The sequence below is a fragment of the Micromonospora sp. B006 genome, from assembly GCF_003408515.1.
GTDB lineage: Bacteria > Actinomycetota > Actinomycetes > Mycobacteriales > Micromonosporaceae > Micromonospora > Micromonospora echinospora_A.
In genome coordinates, this window is record NZ_CP030865.1 from 6,524,505 (window position 1) to 6,540,830 (window position 16,326).

Consider the following 16,326-nt stretch of genomic DNA (forward strand, 5'->3'; position numbering starts at 1 on the left):
GCCTCCGCGATAATGAGTCGTGACTCAACTTGTGCCACAGAGAATAATGAGTGGAGACTCACTTTGGTAGAGGGTCCGCCCCTGCGCGCCGACGCGCAACGCAACCGGGCACGCATCCTGGACGCCGCCGAGGCGGTCTTCGCCGAGTTCGGCGCCCGCGCCTCCACCGAGGAGGTGGCCCGCCGGGCCGGCGTCGCCATCGGCACGGTCTTCCGTCATTTCCCCACCAAGGAGGACCTGCTCGCCGCGCTCATGAAGCGACTGCTCGCGCAGCTCGTCGAGGAGGCGGGACGACACGACCTCTTCGGGTTCTTCCGACACACGGTGGCGCAGGCCGCCGCGAAGAAGACGGCAGTCGAACTGCTCGCCGGATCCGGGGTGGACATCCGGCTTCCGGACGCGGTAGCTCACCTGGAGGAGGCCGTGGGCAGCCTGCTGGAACAGGCCCAGGCCGCCGGAACCGTCGCCGACTCGGTACGGCTGCCCGAGGTGATGGCGCTGCTCGCCTCCATGTGCCAGGGCGCGCTGCACGGTGGATGGGACGAGCATCTGCAAGCCCGGACGCTGGCGGTCGTCTTCGCCGGATTCGAGCGCGGCTGACGGGCCGGGGCGGACCACGCCGCGATAAACCGGTTGGCCCGCCCCGGCGAGCGCTGCTAGCTTGCGGTGGCCGTGCCGGAGGACGAGGGAGGTGGTACCCGTGACCGCAGTATCGACATGGGTGCTCCCCTCGGGGGTCACGGCCGGGCGATAGGTCGTCCGGGAGCGCCGTCGCACTCCCGAAAGGCACGACCATGCGCTTCACCTCCGAACAGCGCCTCGCCGACGGCGTCCGCGAACGCGAATTCACCCTCGGCGGCATCCCCGGCCTCCTGTGGACGCCCGCGTCCGCGACCGAGCCGGTCCCGCTGATCCTGCTCGGCCACCCCGGCGGACTGCGCCGGATGTATCCCCGCCTGGTGGCCCGGGCGCAGGGCTGCGTCGAGCAGGGCTTCGCCGCCGCCACCATCGAACTGCCCGGCAGCGGCGACCGGCCCGCGTCCGCCGCCGCCGAGCAGGCCCGCGCCGACCTGCGCCGGGCACTCGCGGCCGGTGAGCCGGTCGCCGACGAGGTGGTCGACCGGCTCGTCCTGCCGCTGGTGGAGAAGGCGGTCCCGGAGTGCCGGGCCGCGCTGGACGCGCTCCTCGCGTTGCCCGAGGTCAGCGGCCCGGCCGGGTACGCCGGTGGGGTGATCTCGATCGGCGTACGGCTGGCGGTGGTCGAGCCGCGCATCGTGGCCGCGCTCCTGTTCGCCGGGAGCTTCGTGCCGCGCGCCATCATCGAGGAAGCGCGGCGGGTCACCATACCGCTGCACGTCCTGCTGCAGTGGGACGACGAGGGCAACGACCGGCAGATGGCCCTGAACCTGTTCGACGCCTTCGGCTCGGCGGAGAAGACGCTGCACGCCAACATGGGCGGGCACACCGGCGTCCCGTGGTTCGAGGGGGAGGCCGCGAACCGGTTCTTCGCCCGGCACCTGAAGGCGGGCCCACCGGCGGCGGCCTCGGCGGATCCGGGGGAGCGGACGTCGCCTGGCCAATAGGGTGATCGCATGGCGCCCGTGACCGGACTGGACCACGTCGTCATCGCCGTGTCCGACTGGCGGACCGCCACCGACTTCTATCGCGACGTCGTCGGCGCCGAGGTGATCGGCGTCGGCGGCGATCGCGTCGCGTTCCGGGTCGGCCCCAATCAGCTGAGCGTGCACGGGCCGGGTCTCGACCTCGGCGGCAACGTCGCCCGCGTCCCGGTCCGCCCGGGCAACAGCGACATCTGCTTCGTCTGGGCGGGTCCGATCGAGGAGGCGGTGGCGCACCTGCGGCGGCACGGCGTCGAGGTGGAAACCGGGCCGGTCCGGCGGGTCGGCGCCGGTGGCGCCGGGACCAGCGTCTACTTCCGCGACCCGGACGGAAGCCTGCTGGAGTTCATCTCCTACCAGGAGACGCCGTGACGGTGGCCGGTCAGAGCGGTGACACCACCAGCTCGACGTGGCGGGCCTCCGTCGCGTCGTCCACGGCGAACTGCAGCAGCCAGCGGCCCGGCGCCAACTCGATCTCGTCGTTGTCGTCGGCGTCGCCGACGTAAAGCCGTCCGGAGGGGACGTCCAGGGTCACCTCGTACGGGTGCCCCGTGACGCGCTGCGACGTCACCCGGATGTCGAGGGTGACATCTGCCTCTCCCTCGTCCGCCACGGCGGCGGAGGCGACCAGGACCGCGACGTGGTGCGTCGTGGCGAGCACCGGCGCGTCAGCGGCGTGGAAGTCGATGTCGAAATCGGCCTCGCAGTGAGCGTCGCTGAGGTAGACGGCACCCCAGTGGTAAGGGCGGACCCGGCGTACAGGTGGATTCACGTGGACCTGCTCACCGGCGACGCCCAGGTGGGACGCCGGATGAGGCAGAACGGGTGACCGGCCGGGTCGGCGTACACGTGGTCGCCCGGCAGCCGCCGCGCCCCCAGCGCGAGCACCGCCGCGCCCGCCGCGTCCTGGTCGTCGACCATCACGTCCAGGTGCATCTGCTGCGGCACCGCCGGATCCGGCCACGTCGGCGCAACCATGTCGGGGGCGCGCTGGAACGCCAGGCCGGACGCCGCCGTACTGGCCGAGACGACGGCGAAGTCGTCGTCCGCGTACGTGACCGGGTCGCCGAGGACCGCGCTCCAGAACCGTGCCTCGGCCATCGGATCCGGGCAGTCGACGATCAGATGGTGGAGCCGCCCGAGCGGCATCGCGATCACCTCGTCAGCTCAGACGCAGATCGTGTTCGGCGAGGGCGGCCTCGATGACGTCCAGCGCCTTCGGCCCCATGCCGTGCAAGCGGGCCAGCTCCGCTCGCGGCACCCCGGCGAGCTGGCGCAACGTGGTGTAGCCGGCGGCGGTCAGCGCTCTCGTGGCCGGTGCGCTGATCTTCGGCAGGCGGTCCAGGGACGACGTCATCGCCCGATGCTAGACCGCCGACACCCGGCCCGATGCCCCGGCGAGCGCCCGGCCGCCCCGGACGCGAACTCGTCCCCTTCATGCGGCCCTCAGGGCGGACTCGGGGAGAAGACCCGACGGGCATATCGGGGCGCTTCCGTATAGGACTCGGGTGGGACGCCGCTGAAGAATCGACGAGCATCCACACACCGGGAGGCACTGTGTTCCGACGTACCATGGCCGTCGCTCTGGCCGCGCTCACCGTCCTGGCGGGACTGCCCGGCGCGGCGCGCGCCGATGGTCCGCCGCAGCGGCTCGTCTGGGGCGAGTGCGCCGACGATCTGCCGAACGTCCCGCCGGACGAGCGCGTGCGATGCGCCCGGCTCCGCGTGCCGGTGGACTGGAACCGGCCGAACGGCCCGACGTTCGAACTCGCCGTGGCACGCCGGCTCGCGGGAGCGCCGGAGCGGCGGGTGGGCACGCTGGTCTTCGGGCCGGGAGGCCCCGGCGACTCGGGGGTGGAACGCATCCGTAAGGGCGACCGGTTCAGCGGCGAGTTGCTGGACCGGTTCGACCTCGTCAGCTTCGACCCGCGCTCCGTGGCCCGCACCGCCGCGCCCGTCTGCGCGCCGGATCCGGCGCTCCGCAAGCCGCCCGTCCCGCTGACCGGTCAGGCCGACTTCGACGCCGCGGTGGCGTACAACCAGGCACTGTGGGGCAGGTGCCGCCCGACCAGCCCGGTGTTCGACCACGCCGACACGCTCAGCACAGTTCGTGACGTCGACGCGTTGCGGCGGGCGCTGGGGGAGCGGCGGCTGTCCTTCCACGGCAGCTCGTACGGCACATTGCTGGGCCAGCAGTACGCCGAGCGGTATCCCGGCCGCGTGCGGGCGGTCGTGCTGGAGGGCGTGTTCGACCACAGCCTCGACGTGCGGTCCTTCGTGCGGACGCAGGCCGCCACGTTGCAGGACTCGTTCGACGAGTTCGTCTCCTGGTGCGACAGGTCGGCGGACTGTGCGCTCCACGAACGGGACGTGCGGTCGGTGTGGGCGCGGGTGCTGGCCCGCGCGGACCGTGGCGAGTACACCCCTCGTACCGCCTTCGACGTCACCGCCGTGGCACTCGGCCTGCTCGCCGGCCCTCGCTGGCCGCAACTCGCGGTGATCGTGCGGGACATGGACGCCGGCACGCCGCCACCGGAGGTGAACCTTCCGATCTCGGTCGCGGCGTTCTGCGCGGACTGGCCGGCGCAGGTGCGCGACTACGCCGAATACGCCGGCCTGGTCCGGGACGCCGCAGCCGTCGCCCCGGACGTCCGGTACGGCGCCGGTCTGCTGGCCGTGCAGACCTGCCTGGGCTGGCCGTCCCCGGTCCGCAACCCGCCACACGCGCTGAATGTGCACACCCGCACGCCGCTGCTGCTGCTCAACGCCCGGCACGATCCCCGCACCGGCTACGCCTGGGCGGTGAACGTCGCCCGGCAACTCGGCCGGCACGGACGTCTGGTCACCTACGAGGGCTGGGGCCACGGCACCTACCAGCGCAACGACTGCACGGAAGCGGTGGTGGACAGGTACCTCGTCGACCTGACGTTGCCCGCCCCCGGCGCGCGATGCCCGGCGGGCTGACCCGGCGCGTTGCTAGCCGGCCGGGCTCGGCGCCCCGGCGAGCGTAGGGTCGGCCGGGCGCCGGTGCGGCAGCGCCGCCAGGCCCAGCACGAGCAGCAGCAGGACCGCGCCGAGCAGGAACGGCAGCGACATGGTGGGCTGGCCGAGCCACTCCCACGGCACGTGCCAGCGGGGATGCGGCTCGTCCAGGTGGTGCGTGAGCATCAGTGGCGCGCTCAGCAGGATCGGCGCGGCCCAGAACACCATCGCGACGCCGTACAGGAGCTTCGTCGGCCCCTGCACCAGCGGGCGTCGTCCCTCGGTGCGCCGGCTGGCCCAGCCGAACAGCACCCAGCCGCCGACAGCGCCCAGTGCGAAGGCGAGCAGTCCGGCGGGGTAGGCGGCGCCGGGGGTGGCACGGCTGAGGGTGAGGCTCATCGAGCCCTCGGCGTCGAGTTGCACAGCGAGGATGTGGTCGCCGCGTTCGGCGTACACGGTGGTGTCGGAGTGGACGGGCTCGCTCTGCTCCCACCCGGCGGTGTCCAGGCGCTGCCGCAGCTCGACGAGGGCGGCGGCCGGCAGCTGGTCGAACGACGCGGTCAGCTCGGCCAGCGCGTACTCGCCGCCGTCGCCGAGCAGCAGCTCGGACAGGAGATCCTGGTTCAGCGGGTGGCCGTAGATGAGGAACACGGCGGACGGGTCGTCCTGGTCGATGTGGCTGACCTGCCGGTCCGGGTAGAGCTGGCCGACCACGGCGGCGAGGTCCCGGTGGTCGAGCGGACGGGAGCCGAGCCAGGCGAGCCAGGTGCCGAACGACGCGGCGAACAAGCCGCAGACCACCGCGAAGACCGACGCCCAGGCCACCACGGAACGGCTCGCCGGCCGTCCCAGCCGGGCACGCAGGCCATGGCGTACGAGATTCGCCGCCACCCGGGTACGGCGGTGTGCCGGGCCGACGTCCCGTACCGTCTCCAGGATCTCGGCCCCGCGCGCGCGGCGGTAGTCACGGGGGTAGGCAAGCAGCAGCCAGCGGTGCATGGGTTCTCCCTACGGGGCCGCGACGGTGGGGGTCAGGCGGGGCGGGGCCGCAGGGCGCGCAGCCGGGTCTCGGCGGCGGACGCGAGCTGCCGCAGCCGCTCGGTCTGGCGTGCCAGCTCGGCCTGGCCGTCGCCGCGCAGCCGGTAGTAGCGGCGCAGCCTGCCGTCGACCACCTCTTCGTGACTGAGTTCGACGAGGCCCTGTGCGACGAGCCGGTCCAGTGCGGCGTAGAGGGTGCCCGGCAGCAGGTTGACGCGACCGCCGGACAGGCCGGCGACCTCCTGGATGATCCCATAGCCGTGGCGCGGCTCGTCGGCCAGCGCGGTCAGGATCAGGAAGGTCGCCTCGCGCATCTCACTCACCGAGGCAACATATACAGCCGATCAATACATCGTCAATGGCCGCCGAGCAGTCCGCGTTCGGTCATGAAGGCGCGCAGCGTCCCGGCGTCCTCGGCGGACATCAGCCAACGGGGAATCACCGTGGCCGGCATGCGTCCCACGTACACGATCCAGAAGTCCGGGGTCTCGGTGACCCGCTCGACGCCGTCCCAGGCGATGCCGCCGGACTCCGAACCGCTGCGCATCATGATGTTGCGGTCGTCGATGTCGTAGCCGCCCTCGACGGCGTAGCCGCCGGAGCGGCGCCGGGCCCGCCACCGCACCCACGGCGCGTAGAGCATCGACAGCACGCCGGCCACGATGAACGCGGTCCACAGCGAAGCGAACCGGCCACCTCGGTCCGACGCCTGCGAGGCGACCCAGCCGATCACCCCGATCGCGGCGAGGACCGCGCCGATGTAGCCGAACCGGCGCAGCCGGGCGGCGGCGAGCGCGGCGGCCACGCGGGCCGGATAGGCGGGGTCGGCCGGTACGGCGAAACGGATCTGCACGCCCGAACGATAGTGCCCCGGCCGCCTGTCCCGAGCCGGACCCGCGCCGGCGGCGGGTCAGAGCCGGCGCAGCACGAACGTCACGAAGCCCAGCATGTTCCGGTACCCGCGCAGCCACTGGTCACGGTGCTCGCGGGCGGCCGTCAGCGCCCCGGCGGCGTCCGGGTGACCGGGGTTGTCCAGCGCCCACTCGGTGAGCGAGCCGGTCCACGACCACTCGTAGTCGTCCCACTCGGCGGTGTCGCTGACGTGCGCGTACACCGGGGTCCAGCCCGCCTGCTCGGCGGCGTCGACCAGGCCGGCGAGGTCGGCGTGGTCGTCCGGTTTCGCGCCCAGCGCCGCCAGCGCCCCCGGTGTCGGCGGCACCTGCCAGAACCCCTCGCCGACCATCAGGATGCCGTCTGCCTTCACATGCCGGCCGGCCAGCCTCAGCGTCTCGCCGAAGCCGCCGAGCGCGTGCGTCGACCCGACGCACAGCACCAGGTCGTAGTCGCCGTCCGGCACGTACGCGCGGGCGTCGCGCTCGTGCAGGGTGAGCCGTTCGGCGAGGCCGCGTTCGGCGGCGGCGTCCGCTGCGCGTTCGAGCGCGTACGGGCTGAGGTCCACGCCGTCGGCGTGCCCGTCCGGGTAGTGCGCGAGGGCCTGCAACGCCCAGGCGGCCTCGCCGCAGCCGAGATCGAGGATCCGGGCCTCCGGCCGCCGGCCCGCCCGGCGCAGCAGCCGGTTGAGGCTGAGGCCGGAGATCGGGGCCGCGATCGGGTGGTGCGAGTGCGCGATGCTGCTCAGGCGTTGACGGTCCATCGCCGCAGTCAACACGAGGACGGCGGGCCCGCGCACACGGGTGGCCGCGGCGGTCAGTGCCGCCAGACGATCGTGGCGTCGTCGGCGCCGACGCCGTCGCGTGCCTCGGCCTCGCGGACCCGGCGGATGACCTCGGCGGGGCCGTCGGTCTCCAGCAGGCGCAGCAGCCCTGCCCAGTCGGAGAGCCCGAACGTGTCCACGAGACGGCTCGCGCCGTTGCTGAGCAGCGCCGCCACTGTCACGTCGTCCGCCGGGCTGCTGCCGGTGACCGCCTCGTCCACCACCCGCGGGTCGTCCTTGGCGACCCAGAACCCACCCGGGCTGTTCCGCCGGGCCCGCAGCTGCATGAACAGCCGCCGGTACTCGTCGCCGTCCTCGGGCACGTCCTTCAGCCGCTCCTCGAAGGACCGGGCGATCACCACCTCGCGCGGATCGTGGGCGACGACGGGCTCACCCGCCGCCCGGCCGACGACAGCCACCGCGTCGCCGAGGACCAGGTGCTCGACGGTCCCGCCGGAGAACCGGAGCATCGCCACAGCCGCGAACGGGCTGATCGGATGGGTGACGTCGCACGTGTCGCGGTGCGCGTCGGTGACCCACTCGATGCCCTCGGCCAGCACGTCGCGCAGGCTGCGCTCCTGGTCCAGCGCGCCGAGGAGGGCACCACCGAGCCGGGTCGCGTACCAGGCGACGCCGTGGCGGCAGACCTTCTCCACACCGGAGATGCCGCCGGCGCCGTCGACCAGGACCATGCCGCACGGTACGGCGCCGGCGAAGTCCTCGTTGCTGCGCCCGGGATGTCCCGCGTCGGTGGCCATCGTTACCCGCATCGGCCCATCATGCCGTCGTCGGCAGGTACGCGATGCCCCGCACGGCTTGATCTGAAGCGTGGTTGAGGTCCTAGCGTCGTGCTCACCCGATCACTGCCGGAGGTAGGTCACCATGACGACGCCGCACCTGTCCGACGCCGAACTCGCGGGCCAGCCGGCCGCCTACTGGACGGGCGTCGCGTACGAGTCGCTGATCGCCTTCACCCGGGCCCAGCAGGCCGTGCACGGCTTCACCCAGCCACAGTTCTGGCTCCTGCGGAACCTGTCCACGAACGACCTTCTGCCCGGCGGTGGCGGGCTGACCGTTCCCGAGCTGCGGCAGGCGATGCGCTCGTACCTGCGCGCCGAGGACGATCTGGAGGCCGAGGCGGAGGTGTTGCTGGAGCGCGGCTGGCTGACCCGCGACGCGGACGGCAGGCTGCGGATCACCGAGGCGGGGGAGGACGCCCGGCTCCGCCTCAAGCAGCACGCGCCGGGGATCCGGGCCCGCATCCACGACGGCGTCGACGACGCCGACTACCTCACCACCCTCAAAGTGCTCCGGCGGATGATCCGGAACACCGGCGGCACCGTGTAGCGCACGGGCCCGCCTCAGGACGCCCGAAGCCGCCGGACCGCCAAGCGGGCTCCCTGGTGGAGCAGCACGCCGGCACCGGTGTTGGCGACGGCGAGCACGGCCGCGCCGAGCAGCCCGACGCCGACGTCCATCACGTCGGTCGCGACCAGCAGGACCGGCCAGCCCAGCGCGGCGGCGACGAGCGACGACCGCCACCAGCGCCCGAGGAGAGCCCCGAACAGGATCAGCACCGGGATCATCGCGGGCGACCTCCTGCCGTCGGCTCGTTCGAGCGTACGCCCAGCTCACCCCCGCCGGTCGTGGCGGCTGCCGGAATCGACCGTACGGGCGCGGCCGGCCCGCCAGGATGAGGTGATGCGCGCCAGTCAGAAGATCCGCCACCGGCACGCCGACGTCGACGGGCTGGAGGTGTTCCGCCGCGAGACGCACACATCCTCGACGGCGGCCATCTGCTGCTGGAGACGCACGTGGCCGAGTGCGCCGCGCTCATGCGCGCGTTCGTCCGGGACCACTCATGAGCCGGGTCACGGCGTGGCCGGCGGCTTCGCCTTCTGCGGATAGAACGTCTCGTGGCGGGCCAGCATGGCGACGAACTCGCCGATCTTGCGCGTGCGGGTCTCCGCGCGTTTGACCGCGTTGAGCCGGTGGATGAGCGCGAACCTGTTGGCGCTGGTGAGGACGTCGAACATGGCCTGGGCGGCGGGCTCGGCGGCGACGGCTGCGAGCAGGTCGGCCGGCACCTCGGCCTCCGACGGTGGCGCATAGGCCGCCGCCCACCGGCCGTCCGCCTTCGCGGCCTCCACCGCGGCCCGGCCCGCCGGTGTCATCCGCCCCTGCTCCTCCAGCCGGGCCACGTTGGCGACGTTGCGTTGAGACCAGGCACTGCGTGCCCGTCGCGGGGTGAGCCGGACCCAGGAGCTCTCGTGGTCGCGCTTGCGGGCCTGCCCGTCGATCCAGCCGAAGCACAACGCCTCGTCGACCGCCTGCTGCCAGGTCAGCGTGGTGAGCGTGCCGCCCTTCTTCGTGAGGGCGAGCCAGACGCCGGGCGACGCGTCGTGGTGGGCGGACAGCCACGCGCGCAGCGCGTCCGCGTCGGCCACGATCAGCTCGTCCAGCTCGGCGGTTCCCATGACCGGCAGACTATGCCGGGGGTACGACATCGGCGCCGGCCCGCCGCTCGTGCGACTTCCGGGCCGCCAGCAACTCGTCCAGGTGCTCCTCGCTCCACGACCGGGCGGCCGCGACCAGCGTCAGCAGGCTGCGGCCCAGCGGCGTCAGCGCGTACTCCACGCGCGGCGGGTTCTCGTCGTAGGCGGTCCGCGTGACCAGCCCGTCGCGTTCCATCGCCCGCAACGTCTCGGCCAGCACCTTCGGCGTGATCGTGCGCAGCGGCGCGCGCAGCTCGGTGAACCGGCGCGGTCCGTGCTCCAGGCACAGCACCACCATCGCGGTCCACTTGTCGCCGATCCGCAGCGGCATCATCCGCGACGGACACGCGGGATGGAACATGTCCGGATCGAGCGGCGTCACCGCCCGAGCGTAACGCCGGTACCGTTGCGGTAACCGGCACCCGGCGCTCTAGCGTCGCGCCATGACCAGCATCGCCGTCTTCGGCGCGGGCGGCCGGGCCGGCCGCGCGATCACCGCCGAGGCCCACCGTCGCGGCCACCGAGTCACCGCCGTCGTCCGCGATCCGGCCCGCCATCGCGACCTCACCTCCGCGGTACGCGGTGACGTCACCGACCCGGAGGCCGTCACCTCCATCGGGCACGGGCACGATGTCGTCGTGCACGCGGTCAGCCCGGCCTCCGGGCCGGAGGCGCTCGCCGCCGCCGGCCTCGATCCGGAGTTCTTCGTCCGGGCAGCCGACGCGCTGCTGCACGGACTGACCCGCGCAGGCGTGCCCCGGCTCGTGGCGATCGGGCTGTTCGCCACGCTCACCGACGCGCGCGGCCGGCCCCTCCACGACGACCCGGCCGTCCTGCCCGCCGAGCTGCGGCCGTTCGCGCTCAGCCATGCCGCCGGCCTGGACCGGCTCCGCGCGACGGACACCACAGTCGACTGGCTCGTGCTCACCCCGCCCGCAGCGCTGAACGTGGACGGTCCCCGCACCGGCCGGTACCGCCTCGGCGGAGAGCGCGCCCCGGCGTCGGCGCACCTGTCGTACGCCGATCTGGCGGTCGCGGTGGTCGACGAGATCGAGTCGCCGCGCCACCACCGCACCCGGGTCTCGGTCTTCGCCGACGCCCCGGGCTAGCCGCCCGCCGCGTTGTGCCGCCGCACCAGGCCCGGCAACTCGTCCAGGGAGCCGATGCGGAACAGGCACCGGTCGGCCACGTCCGGCATGTCGAGGATGTGCCCCCACGGGCCGCGCCGGATCAGGCACGCCGACATGCCGGCGGCCATCGCCGGTGCGGCGTCGTTGTCCGGCCGGTCACCGACGTACAGGATGGTGGACGCGTCGCCGCCGCTCTCCTGGACGACCCGGGCGAAGAACTCCGGCGCCGGTTTCGTCACGCCCCAGGCCGCCGACGTGCCGATCACGTCCACCGACAGGTCCAGGGCCCGCAGCGTCGCCTCGGCGTGCTCCGGCTGGTTGCCGGCCAGACCGACGCGCAGACCCTGGTCCTTCAGGGCGGTCAGGCAGGCCCGCGCGTCCGGGTAGAGGTCCTGCTCGCCGAACGACTCCGGGTCACCGGCCGCGACCCGGCGGGCGAGTTCGGCGGTGAGGTCGAAGTCCGGCCGGAACGCCCGGAACACCTCCTGGTAGTCCAGGCCCCGGGCGATCACCGCGCCGAAGACCGCGGAGAACGTGTGCCGGGGTACGCCCAGCCAGTCCGCCCAGGTCGCGAACTCGCGGGTCTCGTCGAGGATCGTTCCGCCCACGTCGAAGAAGACCGCCTGGATCATCAGCGGATCGTACTGTCGTTGATCCGTCTGTGGGGGGCGACCGGGTGGCGCAGACTGCCCGCATGAATTCCGCCTTCCTTCCCGAACCACCGCAGAGCCCGGCGGCGAAAGCCGCGTACGAGGACGACCTCGCCGCCGACGGCTACGTCAACAACCTCACCCGCGTCTGGTGCTGGCGACCCGACGTGCTGATGTCGTTCCAGAACACGCGCACCGAGTTGCTGTCGGAGTCCACGTTGTCCGCGCGGGAGGTGGCGGTGCTGGTCGCCGCCACGGCCGCGGCCCGGGGTGACTCGTACTGCGCGCTGGCCTGGGGCGCGCGGCTGGCCGGGATGAGCGACGAGGCAACCGCCGCCGGGGTGCTGCGCGGCGCCGAGGCGGACCTGTCCGAGCGGGAGACGGCGCTGGCCGACTGGTCCCGCCGGGTCGTGGCGGACCCGAACGCCACCACCGAGGCCGACACGCAACGCCTGCGCGACGTCGGCCTGAACGACCGCGAGATCTTCGAGGCCACCACGCTGATCGCGTTCCGGCTGGCCTTCTCCACAGTGAACGACGCGCTCGGCGCCCGGCCGGATGCGCAACTGGCGGAGAAGGCCCCGAAGCTGGTCCGGGAGGCGGTCACGTTCGGCCGCCCGGTCTGAGCGAGCGGGTCCCGCCCCCGGGCCGCGCCTCGACCGGGCGGCCACGGGGGCAGCGGCCCGCCACGCGAGCGGAGATCATCATCTGGTGACCGACACCGCCGCGTACACGTTGGCCGTTCCGCCGTTGTTCGCCGCCCTGGCTCCGGCACGCGACGTCCTGATCGCCGGCGCCGGTGGCGGCTTCGACGTCTACGCCGGCCTGCCGCTGGCGCTCGCGCTGTGGCAGGCCGGCAAGCGGGTACACCTGGCCAGCCTCTCCTTCTCGGAGCTGGAACTGCTCGACCGGCAGGTGTGGGTGGACGAGCACGTCGCGGCGATCCGGCCGGACACCCTCAGCCCGGACTGGTACTTCCCGGAGGGGATCCTGGCCCGCTGGCTCGCGGGCCGGGACCTTCCGTCGACCGTGTACGCCTTCCCGCCGCTGGGCGTGCAGCCGCTGCGCGAGGCGTACCGGCACCTGGTCGACCGGCTCGACGTCGACGCGATAGTGCTCGTCGACGGCGGCACCGACATCCTGTTACGCGGCGACGAGAGCGGCCTGGGCACCCCGGTGGAGGACATCACCAGCCTGGCCGCCGTGGCCGGGCTGGACGTGCCGGTCCGGTTGGTGAGCAGCCTCGGTTTCGGCATCGACGCGCACGACGGCGTCAACCACGTCGAGGTGCTGGAGAACCTGGCCGCGCTCGACCGGGAGGGCGGCTACCTCGGCGCGCTGTCCATTCCGGGCTCCAGCCGTGAGGCGGTGCTCTACCGCGAGGCGGTCGCGCAGGCCCAGGCCGCCACCCCGCACCGGCAGAGCATCGTCCAGGGGCAGATCGCCGCTGCCACCGGTGGCGCGTGCGGAGACGTACGGTTCAGCCGGCGCACCGGCCACGGCGACCTGTTCGTCAACCCCCTCATGGCGATCTACTTCTCCGTGGACCTGGCCCGGCTCGCCGCCCGCTGCCTCTACCTCGACCGGATCGAGAACACGATGGGGCGGCGTCAGGTCATCACCCGCATCGAGGCGTTCCGCGACGAGCTGCGGGCCACCCGGGTCCCCCGGGCGTATCCGCACTGACGGCCACGGCATGTCGTACCGGTGTGGGAGGGTCCGGGCATGACGACGTTCGTGCTCATCCACGGTGGCGGGGGCAGCGCGTGGGACTGGCATCTGCTGGTTCCCGAGCTGGCCGCGCGGGGTCACGACGCGGTGGCGCCGGAGCTGCCGATCGGGGACCGGTCGGCGGGGTTCGCCGACTTCCGCCAGGCGGTGATCGACGCTGCCGGCGACCGCGACGACCTCGTGGTGGTCGGGCACTCGTACGGCGCGTTCACCGCGCCGCTGGTCGCCGACCGGCTGCCGGTGCGCCTGCTGGTCCTGCTCACCCCGATGATCCCGCGGCCCGGTGAGAAGCCGGGGGACTGGTGGGGCAACACCGGCTACCGCGAGCCGGACGGGCTCAGCGAGGAGCAGCAGTTCTACAACGGCGTGCCGGCCGAGATCGTCGCCGAGGCGCCGGCGCACGGCCGGGAACAGGTCAGCGCGGAGTGGGACGAGCCGTGGCCACTCGCCGCCTGGCCGGCCGTGCCGACGAGGGTGCTGATCGGCCGCGACGACCGGTTCTTCCCCGCCGACTTCCAACGCCGGGTGGCCGCCGACCGGCTCGGCATGGTGCCGGACGAGATCGACGGTGGCCACGCAGTGGCGCTCAGTCGTCCGGGTCCGCTCGCCGACCGGCTGACCGCCTACCTGGCGCCCTGACCCCGCGCTCGTCGCGTCCCTCCGCTCGGCCACCGACGTTCCGCCGCCCGATCCCGGGACCGCCGGGCCGGGCCCGACCTCGCCGGCCGGGCGGGCCCGGCGGCCCTCCTGGGCAAGTGATCAGGGTTGTGACGTCCGCCGGGCCAGGTGGACGGTGACGTCGGCGGTGACCTCGACCGCGTCGGGCAGGACGTCCCGTACGCGACGGAACACCTGCTCGCGTACGTGCGGCGGCAGTTCGAGATAGGCCGAGACGGTCGACAGGAGACCGACGTAGTCGCCCGCGCTCATCGTGATCCGCCGCTCGATCTCCGACTGGCGCACGTCGGTGAACCACTCGGACGCGCGCAGCTCGGTGCCGGGCCACTGCATGCCAGCCGACGGCGGCGTCCCGTCCGGCGACGGGATCTCGTCGTCGGCGAGGTACTCGGCGCGGGCCGCGGCGACCGCGTCGCGCAGGGCCGGGTCCGCCAGCCGCAGCGGCCCGCCGAACGAGGCGAAGACGCCACCGGGCGTCAGCAGCCCGGCCACCCGCTCCCATCGTCGGTGCGGGGCCGTCCAGTGCAGCGCCGCCGCCGCGTACACCAGGTCGTGGCGCTCGTCGGCGGGCAACTCCTCGAACGCGGCCTGCCGGACCCGCACGTCGGCGGGCACGTGCCGGCGCAGTTCGGCGAGCATCGCCGGGTCCGGGTCGGTGGCGGTGACGGTGATGCCGCGCCGGGCGAACAGCCGGGTGGCCTTGCCGGTCCCGGCGCCGATCTCCAGCGCGGTCCGGACGGGCCTGCCCGCGTACGCCAGAACCAGATCGGCCAGCTCCTCGGGATAGCCGGGCCGGAACCGCTCGTACGCCTGCGCGGCCGCTCCGAAGCTCAACGCACGACCCGGCATGCCGGCCATCCTCCCACGGTCAGGCCGCCGTCCCTACGCGTCCGGGTCCCACGCCGCGATCCGGTCGAGTACCTGCCGGTCCCCCTCAATGCCGAGCGCGTCCAGCGGGATCCGGCCGTAGAGGGCCAGGACCAGGTCACCGGCGGTGGAACGGGCGGCGGTGTCGGCCGGGCCCGCATCGGCTCCGGCGGGCAGGCAGGTGACCTGTACGCCGTCGGGGGAGAGCCGCACGCGCCACCATCCGCCCTCGGTGAGGTGGTAGTCGAGGACGGCGGGCTCGTACGGCCACGGCACAGTGGTCGCGCAGCAGGTGAACAGGAAGTCCTCCACACCGTCGAGGGCCACCTCGACCGGCAACGGCTGCGGTGCGCCCACTGTGAGCTGGGCGTCGTAGGTGTGCACCGCGATCTCCTGGAGCTGGTGCCGGGCGACGGCGCCGCAGTTCTGCGGCGACTGCGACGTGTCCCACCACGTCCAGCAGCCACGATCGGGCCCGGCGTCGCGCAGCGCGGCCAGCAGCTGCTCGGTGGACTCGGCGAGCCAGTCGCGCAGCGCCGTACGCTCCCGTGGCGCGCCCGGACCGCCGGGTGCGGCCCGCCCGGACGCCTCGGGGCCGGCGGCGACGGTGGCCGCCCACGAGCGGCGCCCCTGGCCGATGTGCCGGGCCAGGTCGAACAGCGTCCACCCGGGACAGGTCGGCACCGGCGCGTCGAGGTCCGGCGCGGCGGCGACCGCTTCCCGGAACGCGGCCGACCGGTCGTCGATCAGCCGCAGTCGATCGGAAAACGTCAGGGGTTCGGTCACTCCGGCTGTCTACCACCGTGCCCGGAGGCCGGACAGCGAGTTTCGGCGCGCACGTGCGCGGCGACGGCGTCGGCGACCTGCTCGGGCGGGGCGGAGGCGTCGATCAGACGGGCGTCGGTCACCGACGCGAGCGTGGCGAGCGCCCGCTCGACATGGTCGTGCCGCCAGCCGCGTGCGCCGGCCTCGACCTGGTCGGCGTCGATGCGCTCGCGCAACCGGTCCTCGGGGAGCGTGAGAACCACCTCGCGGACGTCGACGCCCGCGGCACGGACGCCGCCGAGGATCTCCGCGCGGTACGCCGGATCGAGCAGGCTCATCGGCACGATCCAGACGCCCCCGTGGTGCCGGTCCAGGCCGGTGACGGTCTGCACGACGAGGTGACGCCACAGCGGCAGATCCTGGAAGTCGCCGGTCGGCGGGGTGACGAACGCGGTGAGCATCGAGCCGAGGAACTCGGGGTCGAACAGCCTCGCATCCGGTAGCGCGCCCGTGAGCAGGCGCGCCGTAGTCGTCTTGCCGACACCGAACGCGCCGTTGATCCAGACAATCATGAGCAGGATCATGACACCGGCGGCGGCCGGTGGCCGGTGGAGGTGCCGGCCTCGGCCTGGACGGCGATCGGCCGGACGCGGTAGG

At 73.4% G+C, this 16,326-nt stretch carries 24 protein-coding genes; 9 read left to right on the top strand and 15 right to left on the bottom strand.

Going from position 1 to position 16,326, the window contains the following annotated elements:
- The first annotated feature begins 63 nt into the window (after positions 1 to 63).
- From MicB006_RS29200 to MicB006_RS29210, 3 genes are all read left to right on the top strand, one after another.
- Positions 64 to 600 carry a TetR/AcrR family transcriptional regulator gene (locus MicB006_RS29200; protein ID WP_225980563.1) on the top strand — a complete coding sequence of 179 codons (537 nt, stop codon included), beginning with the start codon at positions 64 to 66 and terminating at the stop codon, positions 598 to 600.
- A 194-nt stretch (positions 601 to 794) separates the two neighbouring features.
- The gene (locus tag MicB006_RS29205) at positions 795 to 1,583 is read left to right on the top strand and encodes an alpha/beta hydrolase (protein ID WP_116510434.1); all 789 of its coding nucleotides are present in this window, start codon (positions 795 to 797) and stop codon (positions 1,581 to 1,583) included.
- A gap of 9 nt (positions 1,584 to 1,592) precedes the next feature.
- Positions 1,593 to 1,991: a VOC family protein gene (locus tag MicB006_RS29210; protein WP_073829841.1), complete on the top strand. Its 399-nt coding sequence runs from the start codon at positions 1,593 to 1,595 to the stop codon at positions 1,989 to 1,991.
- Between the two features lie 10 nt (positions 1,992 to 2,001).
- On the opposite strand, the gene MicB006_RS29215 is transcribed toward MicB006_RS29210, so the two are convergent.
- From MicB006_RS29215 to MicB006_RS29225, 3 genes are read right to left on the bottom strand one after another with little or no spacing between them, the layout of a single operon-like run.
- The gene (locus MicB006_RS29215) at positions 2,002 to 2,391 is read right to left on the bottom strand and encodes a hypothetical protein (RefSeq protein WP_116510436.1); all 390 of its coding nucleotides are present in this window, start codon (positions 2,389 to 2,391) and stop codon (positions 2,002 to 2,004) included.
- Entirely contained in the window at positions 2,388 to 2,768 is a 381-nt protein-coding gene (locus tag MicB006_RS29220; RefSeq protein ID WP_192900155.1) for a VOC family protein, read from the bottom strand. Before MicB006_RS29220 ends, MicB006_RS29215 begins: the two co-directional genes overlap by 4 nt.
- Positions 2,769 to 2,781: 13 nt before the next feature.
- Entirely contained in the window at positions 2,782 to 2,976 is a 195-nt protein-coding gene (locus MicB006_RS29225; protein ID WP_116510439.1) for a DNA-binding protein, read from the bottom strand.
- A 215-nt stretch (positions 2,977 to 3,191) separates the two neighbouring features.
- On the opposite strand from MicB006_RS29225, the gene MicB006_RS29230 reads away from it, so the two are divergent.
- Entirely contained in the window at positions 3,192 to 4,583 is a 1,392-nt protein-coding gene (locus MicB006_RS29230; RefSeq protein ID WP_370013516.1) for an alpha/beta hydrolase, read from the top strand.
- A 12-nt stretch (positions 4,584 to 4,595) separates the two neighbouring features.
- On the opposite strand, the gene MicB006_RS29235 is transcribed toward MicB006_RS29230, so the two are convergent.
- The 5 genes from MicB006_RS29235 to MicB006_RS29255 are packed head-to-tail and all read right to left on the bottom strand — an operon-like array spanning position 4,596 to position 8,123.
- On the bottom strand, positions 4,596 to 5,600 hold the full coding sequence (locus MicB006_RS29235) for a hypothetical protein (RefSeq protein WP_116510443.1): 1,005 nt from the start codon (positions 5,598 to 5,600) through the stop codon (positions 4,596 to 4,598).
- Positions 5,601 to 5,632: 32 nt separating this feature from the next.
- Positions 5,633 to 5,953: a PadR family transcriptional regulator gene (locus tag MicB006_RS29240; RefSeq protein WP_116511955.1), complete on the bottom strand. Its 321-nt coding sequence runs from the start codon at positions 5,951 to 5,953 to the stop codon at positions 5,633 to 5,635.
- 41 nt (positions 5,954 to 5,994) lie between these two features.
- Positions 5,995 to 6,492 carry a YcxB family protein gene (locus tag MicB006_RS29245; protein ID WP_116510445.1) on the bottom strand — a complete coding sequence of 166 codons (498 nt, stop codon included), beginning with the start codon at positions 6,490 to 6,492 and terminating at the stop codon, positions 5,995 to 5,997.
- Between the two features lie 57 nt (positions 6,493 to 6,549).
- Positions 6,550 to 7,293: a cyclopropane-fatty-acyl-phospholipid synthase family protein gene (locus MicB006_RS29250; RefSeq protein ID WP_116510447.1), complete on the bottom strand. Its 744-nt coding sequence runs from the start codon at positions 7,291 to 7,293 to the stop codon at positions 6,550 to 6,552.
- Between the two features lie 53 nt (positions 7,294 to 7,346).
- Complete coding sequence (locus tag MicB006_RS29255; protein ID WP_225980564.1) at positions 7,347 to 8,123, bottom strand: hypothetical protein; 777 nt, start codon at positions 8,121 to 8,123, stop codon at positions 7,347 to 7,349.
- A 112-nt stretch (positions 8,124 to 8,235) separates the two neighbouring features.
- Here MicB006_RS29255 and MicB006_RS29260 point away from each other — a divergent pair, with 112 nt between their 5' ends.
- On the top strand, positions 8,236 to 8,700 hold the full coding sequence (locus MicB006_RS29260) for a MarR family transcriptional regulator (RefSeq protein WP_116510451.1): 465 nt from the start codon (positions 8,236 to 8,238) through the stop codon (positions 8,698 to 8,700).
- A gap of 14 nt (positions 8,701 to 8,714) precedes the next feature.
- On the opposite strand, the gene MicB006_RS29265 is transcribed toward MicB006_RS29260, so the two are convergent.
- From MicB006_RS29265 to MicB006_RS29280, 3 genes are all read right to left on the bottom strand, one after another.
- Complete coding sequence (locus MicB006_RS29265; protein WP_116510453.1) at positions 8,715 to 8,939, bottom strand: hypothetical protein; 225 nt, start codon at positions 8,937 to 8,939, stop codon at positions 8,715 to 8,717.
- A gap of 285 nt (positions 8,940 to 9,224) precedes the next feature.
- Positions 9,225 to 9,830 (bottom strand): YdeI family protein, encoded by a 606-nt coding sequence (locus MicB006_RS29275; protein ID WP_116510455.1) that lies wholly within the window; start codon positions 9,828 to 9,830, stop codon positions 9,225 to 9,227.
- Positions 9,831 to 9,840: 10 nt separating this feature from the next.
- Positions 9,841 to 10,230 (bottom strand): helix-turn-helix domain-containing protein, encoded by a 390-nt coding sequence (locus MicB006_RS29280; protein ID WP_225980565.1) that lies wholly within the window; start codon positions 10,228 to 10,230, stop codon positions 9,841 to 9,843.
- Positions 10,231 to 10,291: 61 nt separating this feature from the next.
- On the opposite strand from MicB006_RS29280, the gene MicB006_RS29285 reads away from it, so the two are divergent.
- The gene (locus tag MicB006_RS29285; protein ID WP_116510457.1) at positions 10,292 to 10,957 is read left to right on the top strand and encodes an NAD(P)-dependent oxidoreductase; all 666 of its coding nucleotides are present in this window, start codon (positions 10,292 to 10,294) and stop codon (positions 10,955 to 10,957) included.
- Here MicB006_RS29285 and MicB006_RS29290 read toward each other — a convergent pair.
- The gene (locus MicB006_RS29290) at positions 10,954 to 11,610 is read right to left on the bottom strand and encodes an HAD family hydrolase (protein WP_116510459.1); all 657 of its coding nucleotides are present in this window, start codon (positions 11,608 to 11,610) and stop codon (positions 10,954 to 10,956) included. The genes MicB006_RS29285 and MicB006_RS29290 overlap by 4 nt on opposite strands.
- Before the next feature lie 62 nt (positions 11,611 to 11,672).
- On the opposite strand from MicB006_RS29290, the gene MicB006_RS29295 reads away from it, so the two are divergent.
- The 3 genes from MicB006_RS29295 to MicB006_RS29305 all read left to right on the top strand — a co-directional run bounded on the left by MicB006_RS29295 (position 11,673) and on the right by MicB006_RS29305 (position 13,998).
- Complete coding sequence (locus tag MicB006_RS29295; protein ID WP_225980566.1) at positions 11,673 to 12,254, top strand: carboxymuconolactone decarboxylase family protein; 582 nt, start codon at positions 11,673 to 11,675, stop codon at positions 12,252 to 12,254.
- 85 nt (positions 12,255 to 12,339) lie between these two features.
- Positions 12,340 to 13,314, top strand: a complete 975-nt coding sequence (locus MicB006_RS29300; RefSeq protein ID WP_225980567.1) for a DUF1152 domain-containing protein — start codon at positions 12,340 to 12,342, stop codon at positions 13,312 to 13,314.
- 39 nt (positions 13,315 to 13,353) lie between these two features.
- On the top strand, positions 13,354 to 13,998 hold the full coding sequence (locus tag MicB006_RS29305; protein ID WP_116510463.1) for an alpha/beta fold hydrolase: 645 nt from the start codon (positions 13,354 to 13,356) through the stop codon (positions 13,996 to 13,998).
- 120 nt (positions 13,999 to 14,118) lie between these two features.
- Here the strand turns inward: MicB006_RS29305 and MicB006_RS29310 are convergent, their stop codons facing one another.
- From MicB006_RS29310 to MicB006_RS29320, 3 genes are read right to left on the bottom strand one after another with little or no spacing between them, the layout of a single operon-like run.
- Complete coding sequence (locus MicB006_RS29310; RefSeq protein ID WP_116511961.1) at positions 14,119 to 14,886, bottom strand: trans-aconitate 2-methyltransferase; 768 nt, start codon at positions 14,884 to 14,886, stop codon at positions 14,119 to 14,121.
- A 33-nt stretch (positions 14,887 to 14,919) separates the two neighbouring features.
- Positions 14,920 to 15,690 carry a maleylpyruvate isomerase N-terminal domain-containing protein gene (locus MicB006_RS29315; RefSeq protein WP_116510465.1) on the bottom strand — a complete coding sequence of 257 codons (771 nt, stop codon included), beginning with the start codon at positions 15,688 to 15,690 and terminating at the stop codon, positions 14,920 to 14,922.
- Positions 15,687 to 16,241 (bottom strand): AAA family ATPase, encoded by a 555-nt coding sequence (locus MicB006_RS29320; protein ID WP_116511963.1) that lies wholly within the window; start codon positions 16,239 to 16,241, stop codon positions 15,687 to 15,689. Before MicB006_RS29320 ends, MicB006_RS29315 begins: the two co-directional genes overlap by 4 nt.
- Positions 16,242 to 16,326 lie beyond the last annotated feature (85 nt).

Coding starts and splice junctions, on each gene's coding strand:
- MicB006_RS29255 (WP_225980564.1), bottom strand. CDS start 8,123: ATGCGGGTAACGATGGCCACCGACGCGGGACATCCCGGGCGCAGCAAC.
- MicB006_RS29235 (WP_116510443.1), bottom strand. CDS start 5,600: ATGCACCGCTGGCTGCTGCTTGCCTACCCCCGTGACTACCGCCGCGCG.
- MicB006_RS29230 (WP_370013516.1), top strand. CDS start 3,192: ATGGCCGTCGCTCTGGCCGCGCTCACCGTCCTGGCGGGACTGCCCGGC.
- MicB006_RS29210 (WP_073829841.1), top strand. CDS start 1,593: ATGGCGCCCGTGACCGGACTGGACCACGTCGTCATCGCCGTGTCCGAC.
- MicB006_RS29285 (WP_116510457.1), top strand. CDS start 10,292: ATGACCAGCATCGCCGTCTTCGGCGCGGGCGGCCGGGCCGGCCGCGCG.
- MicB006_RS29320 (WP_116511963.1), bottom strand. CDS start 16,241: ATGATTGTCTGGATCAACGGCGCGTTCGGTGTCGGCAAGACGACTACG.
- MicB006_RS29225 (WP_116510439.1), bottom strand. CDS start 2,976: ATGACGTCGTCCCTGGACCGCCTGCCGAAGATCAGCGCACCGGCCACG.
- MicB006_RS29240 (WP_116511955.1), bottom strand. CDS start 5,953: ATGCGCGAGGCGACCTTCCTGATCCTGACCGCGCTGGCCGACGAGCCG.
- MicB006_RS29310 (WP_116511961.1), bottom strand. CDS start 14,886: ATGCCGGGTCGTGCGTTGAGCTTCGGAGCGGCCGCGCAGGCGTACGAG.
- MicB006_RS29305 (WP_116510463.1), top strand. CDS start 13,354: ATGACGACGTTCGTGCTCATCCACGGTGGCGGGGGCAGCGCGTGGGAC.
- MicB006_RS29290 (WP_116510459.1), bottom strand. CDS start 11,610: ATGATCCAGGCGGTCTTCTTCGACGTGGGCGGAACGATCCTCGACGAG.
- MicB006_RS29275 (WP_116510455.1), bottom strand. CDS start 9,830: ATGGGAACCGCCGAGCTGGACGAGCTGATCGTGGCCGACGCGGACGCG.
- MicB006_RS29295 (WP_225980566.1), top strand. CDS start 11,673: ATGAATTCCGCCTTCCTTCCCGAACCACCGCAGAGCCCGGCGGCGAAA.
- MicB006_RS29260 (WP_116510451.1), top strand. CDS start 8,236: ATGACGACGCCGCACCTGTCCGACGCCGAACTCGCGGGCCAGCCGGCC.
- MicB006_RS29265 (WP_116510453.1), bottom strand. CDS start 8,939: ATGATCCCGGTGCTGATCCTGTTCGGGGCTCTCCTCGGGCGCTGGTGG.
- MicB006_RS29220 (WP_192900155.1), bottom strand. CDS start 2,768: ATGCCGCTCGGGCGGCTCCACCATCTGATCGTCGACTGCCCGGATCCG.
- MicB006_RS29250 (WP_116510447.1), bottom strand. CDS start 7,293: ATGGACCGTCAACGCCTGAGCAGCATCGCGCACTCGCACCACCCGATC.
- MicB006_RS29205 (WP_116510434.1), top strand. CDS start 795: ATGCGCTTCACCTCCGAACAGCGCCTCGCCGACGGCGTCCGCGAACGC.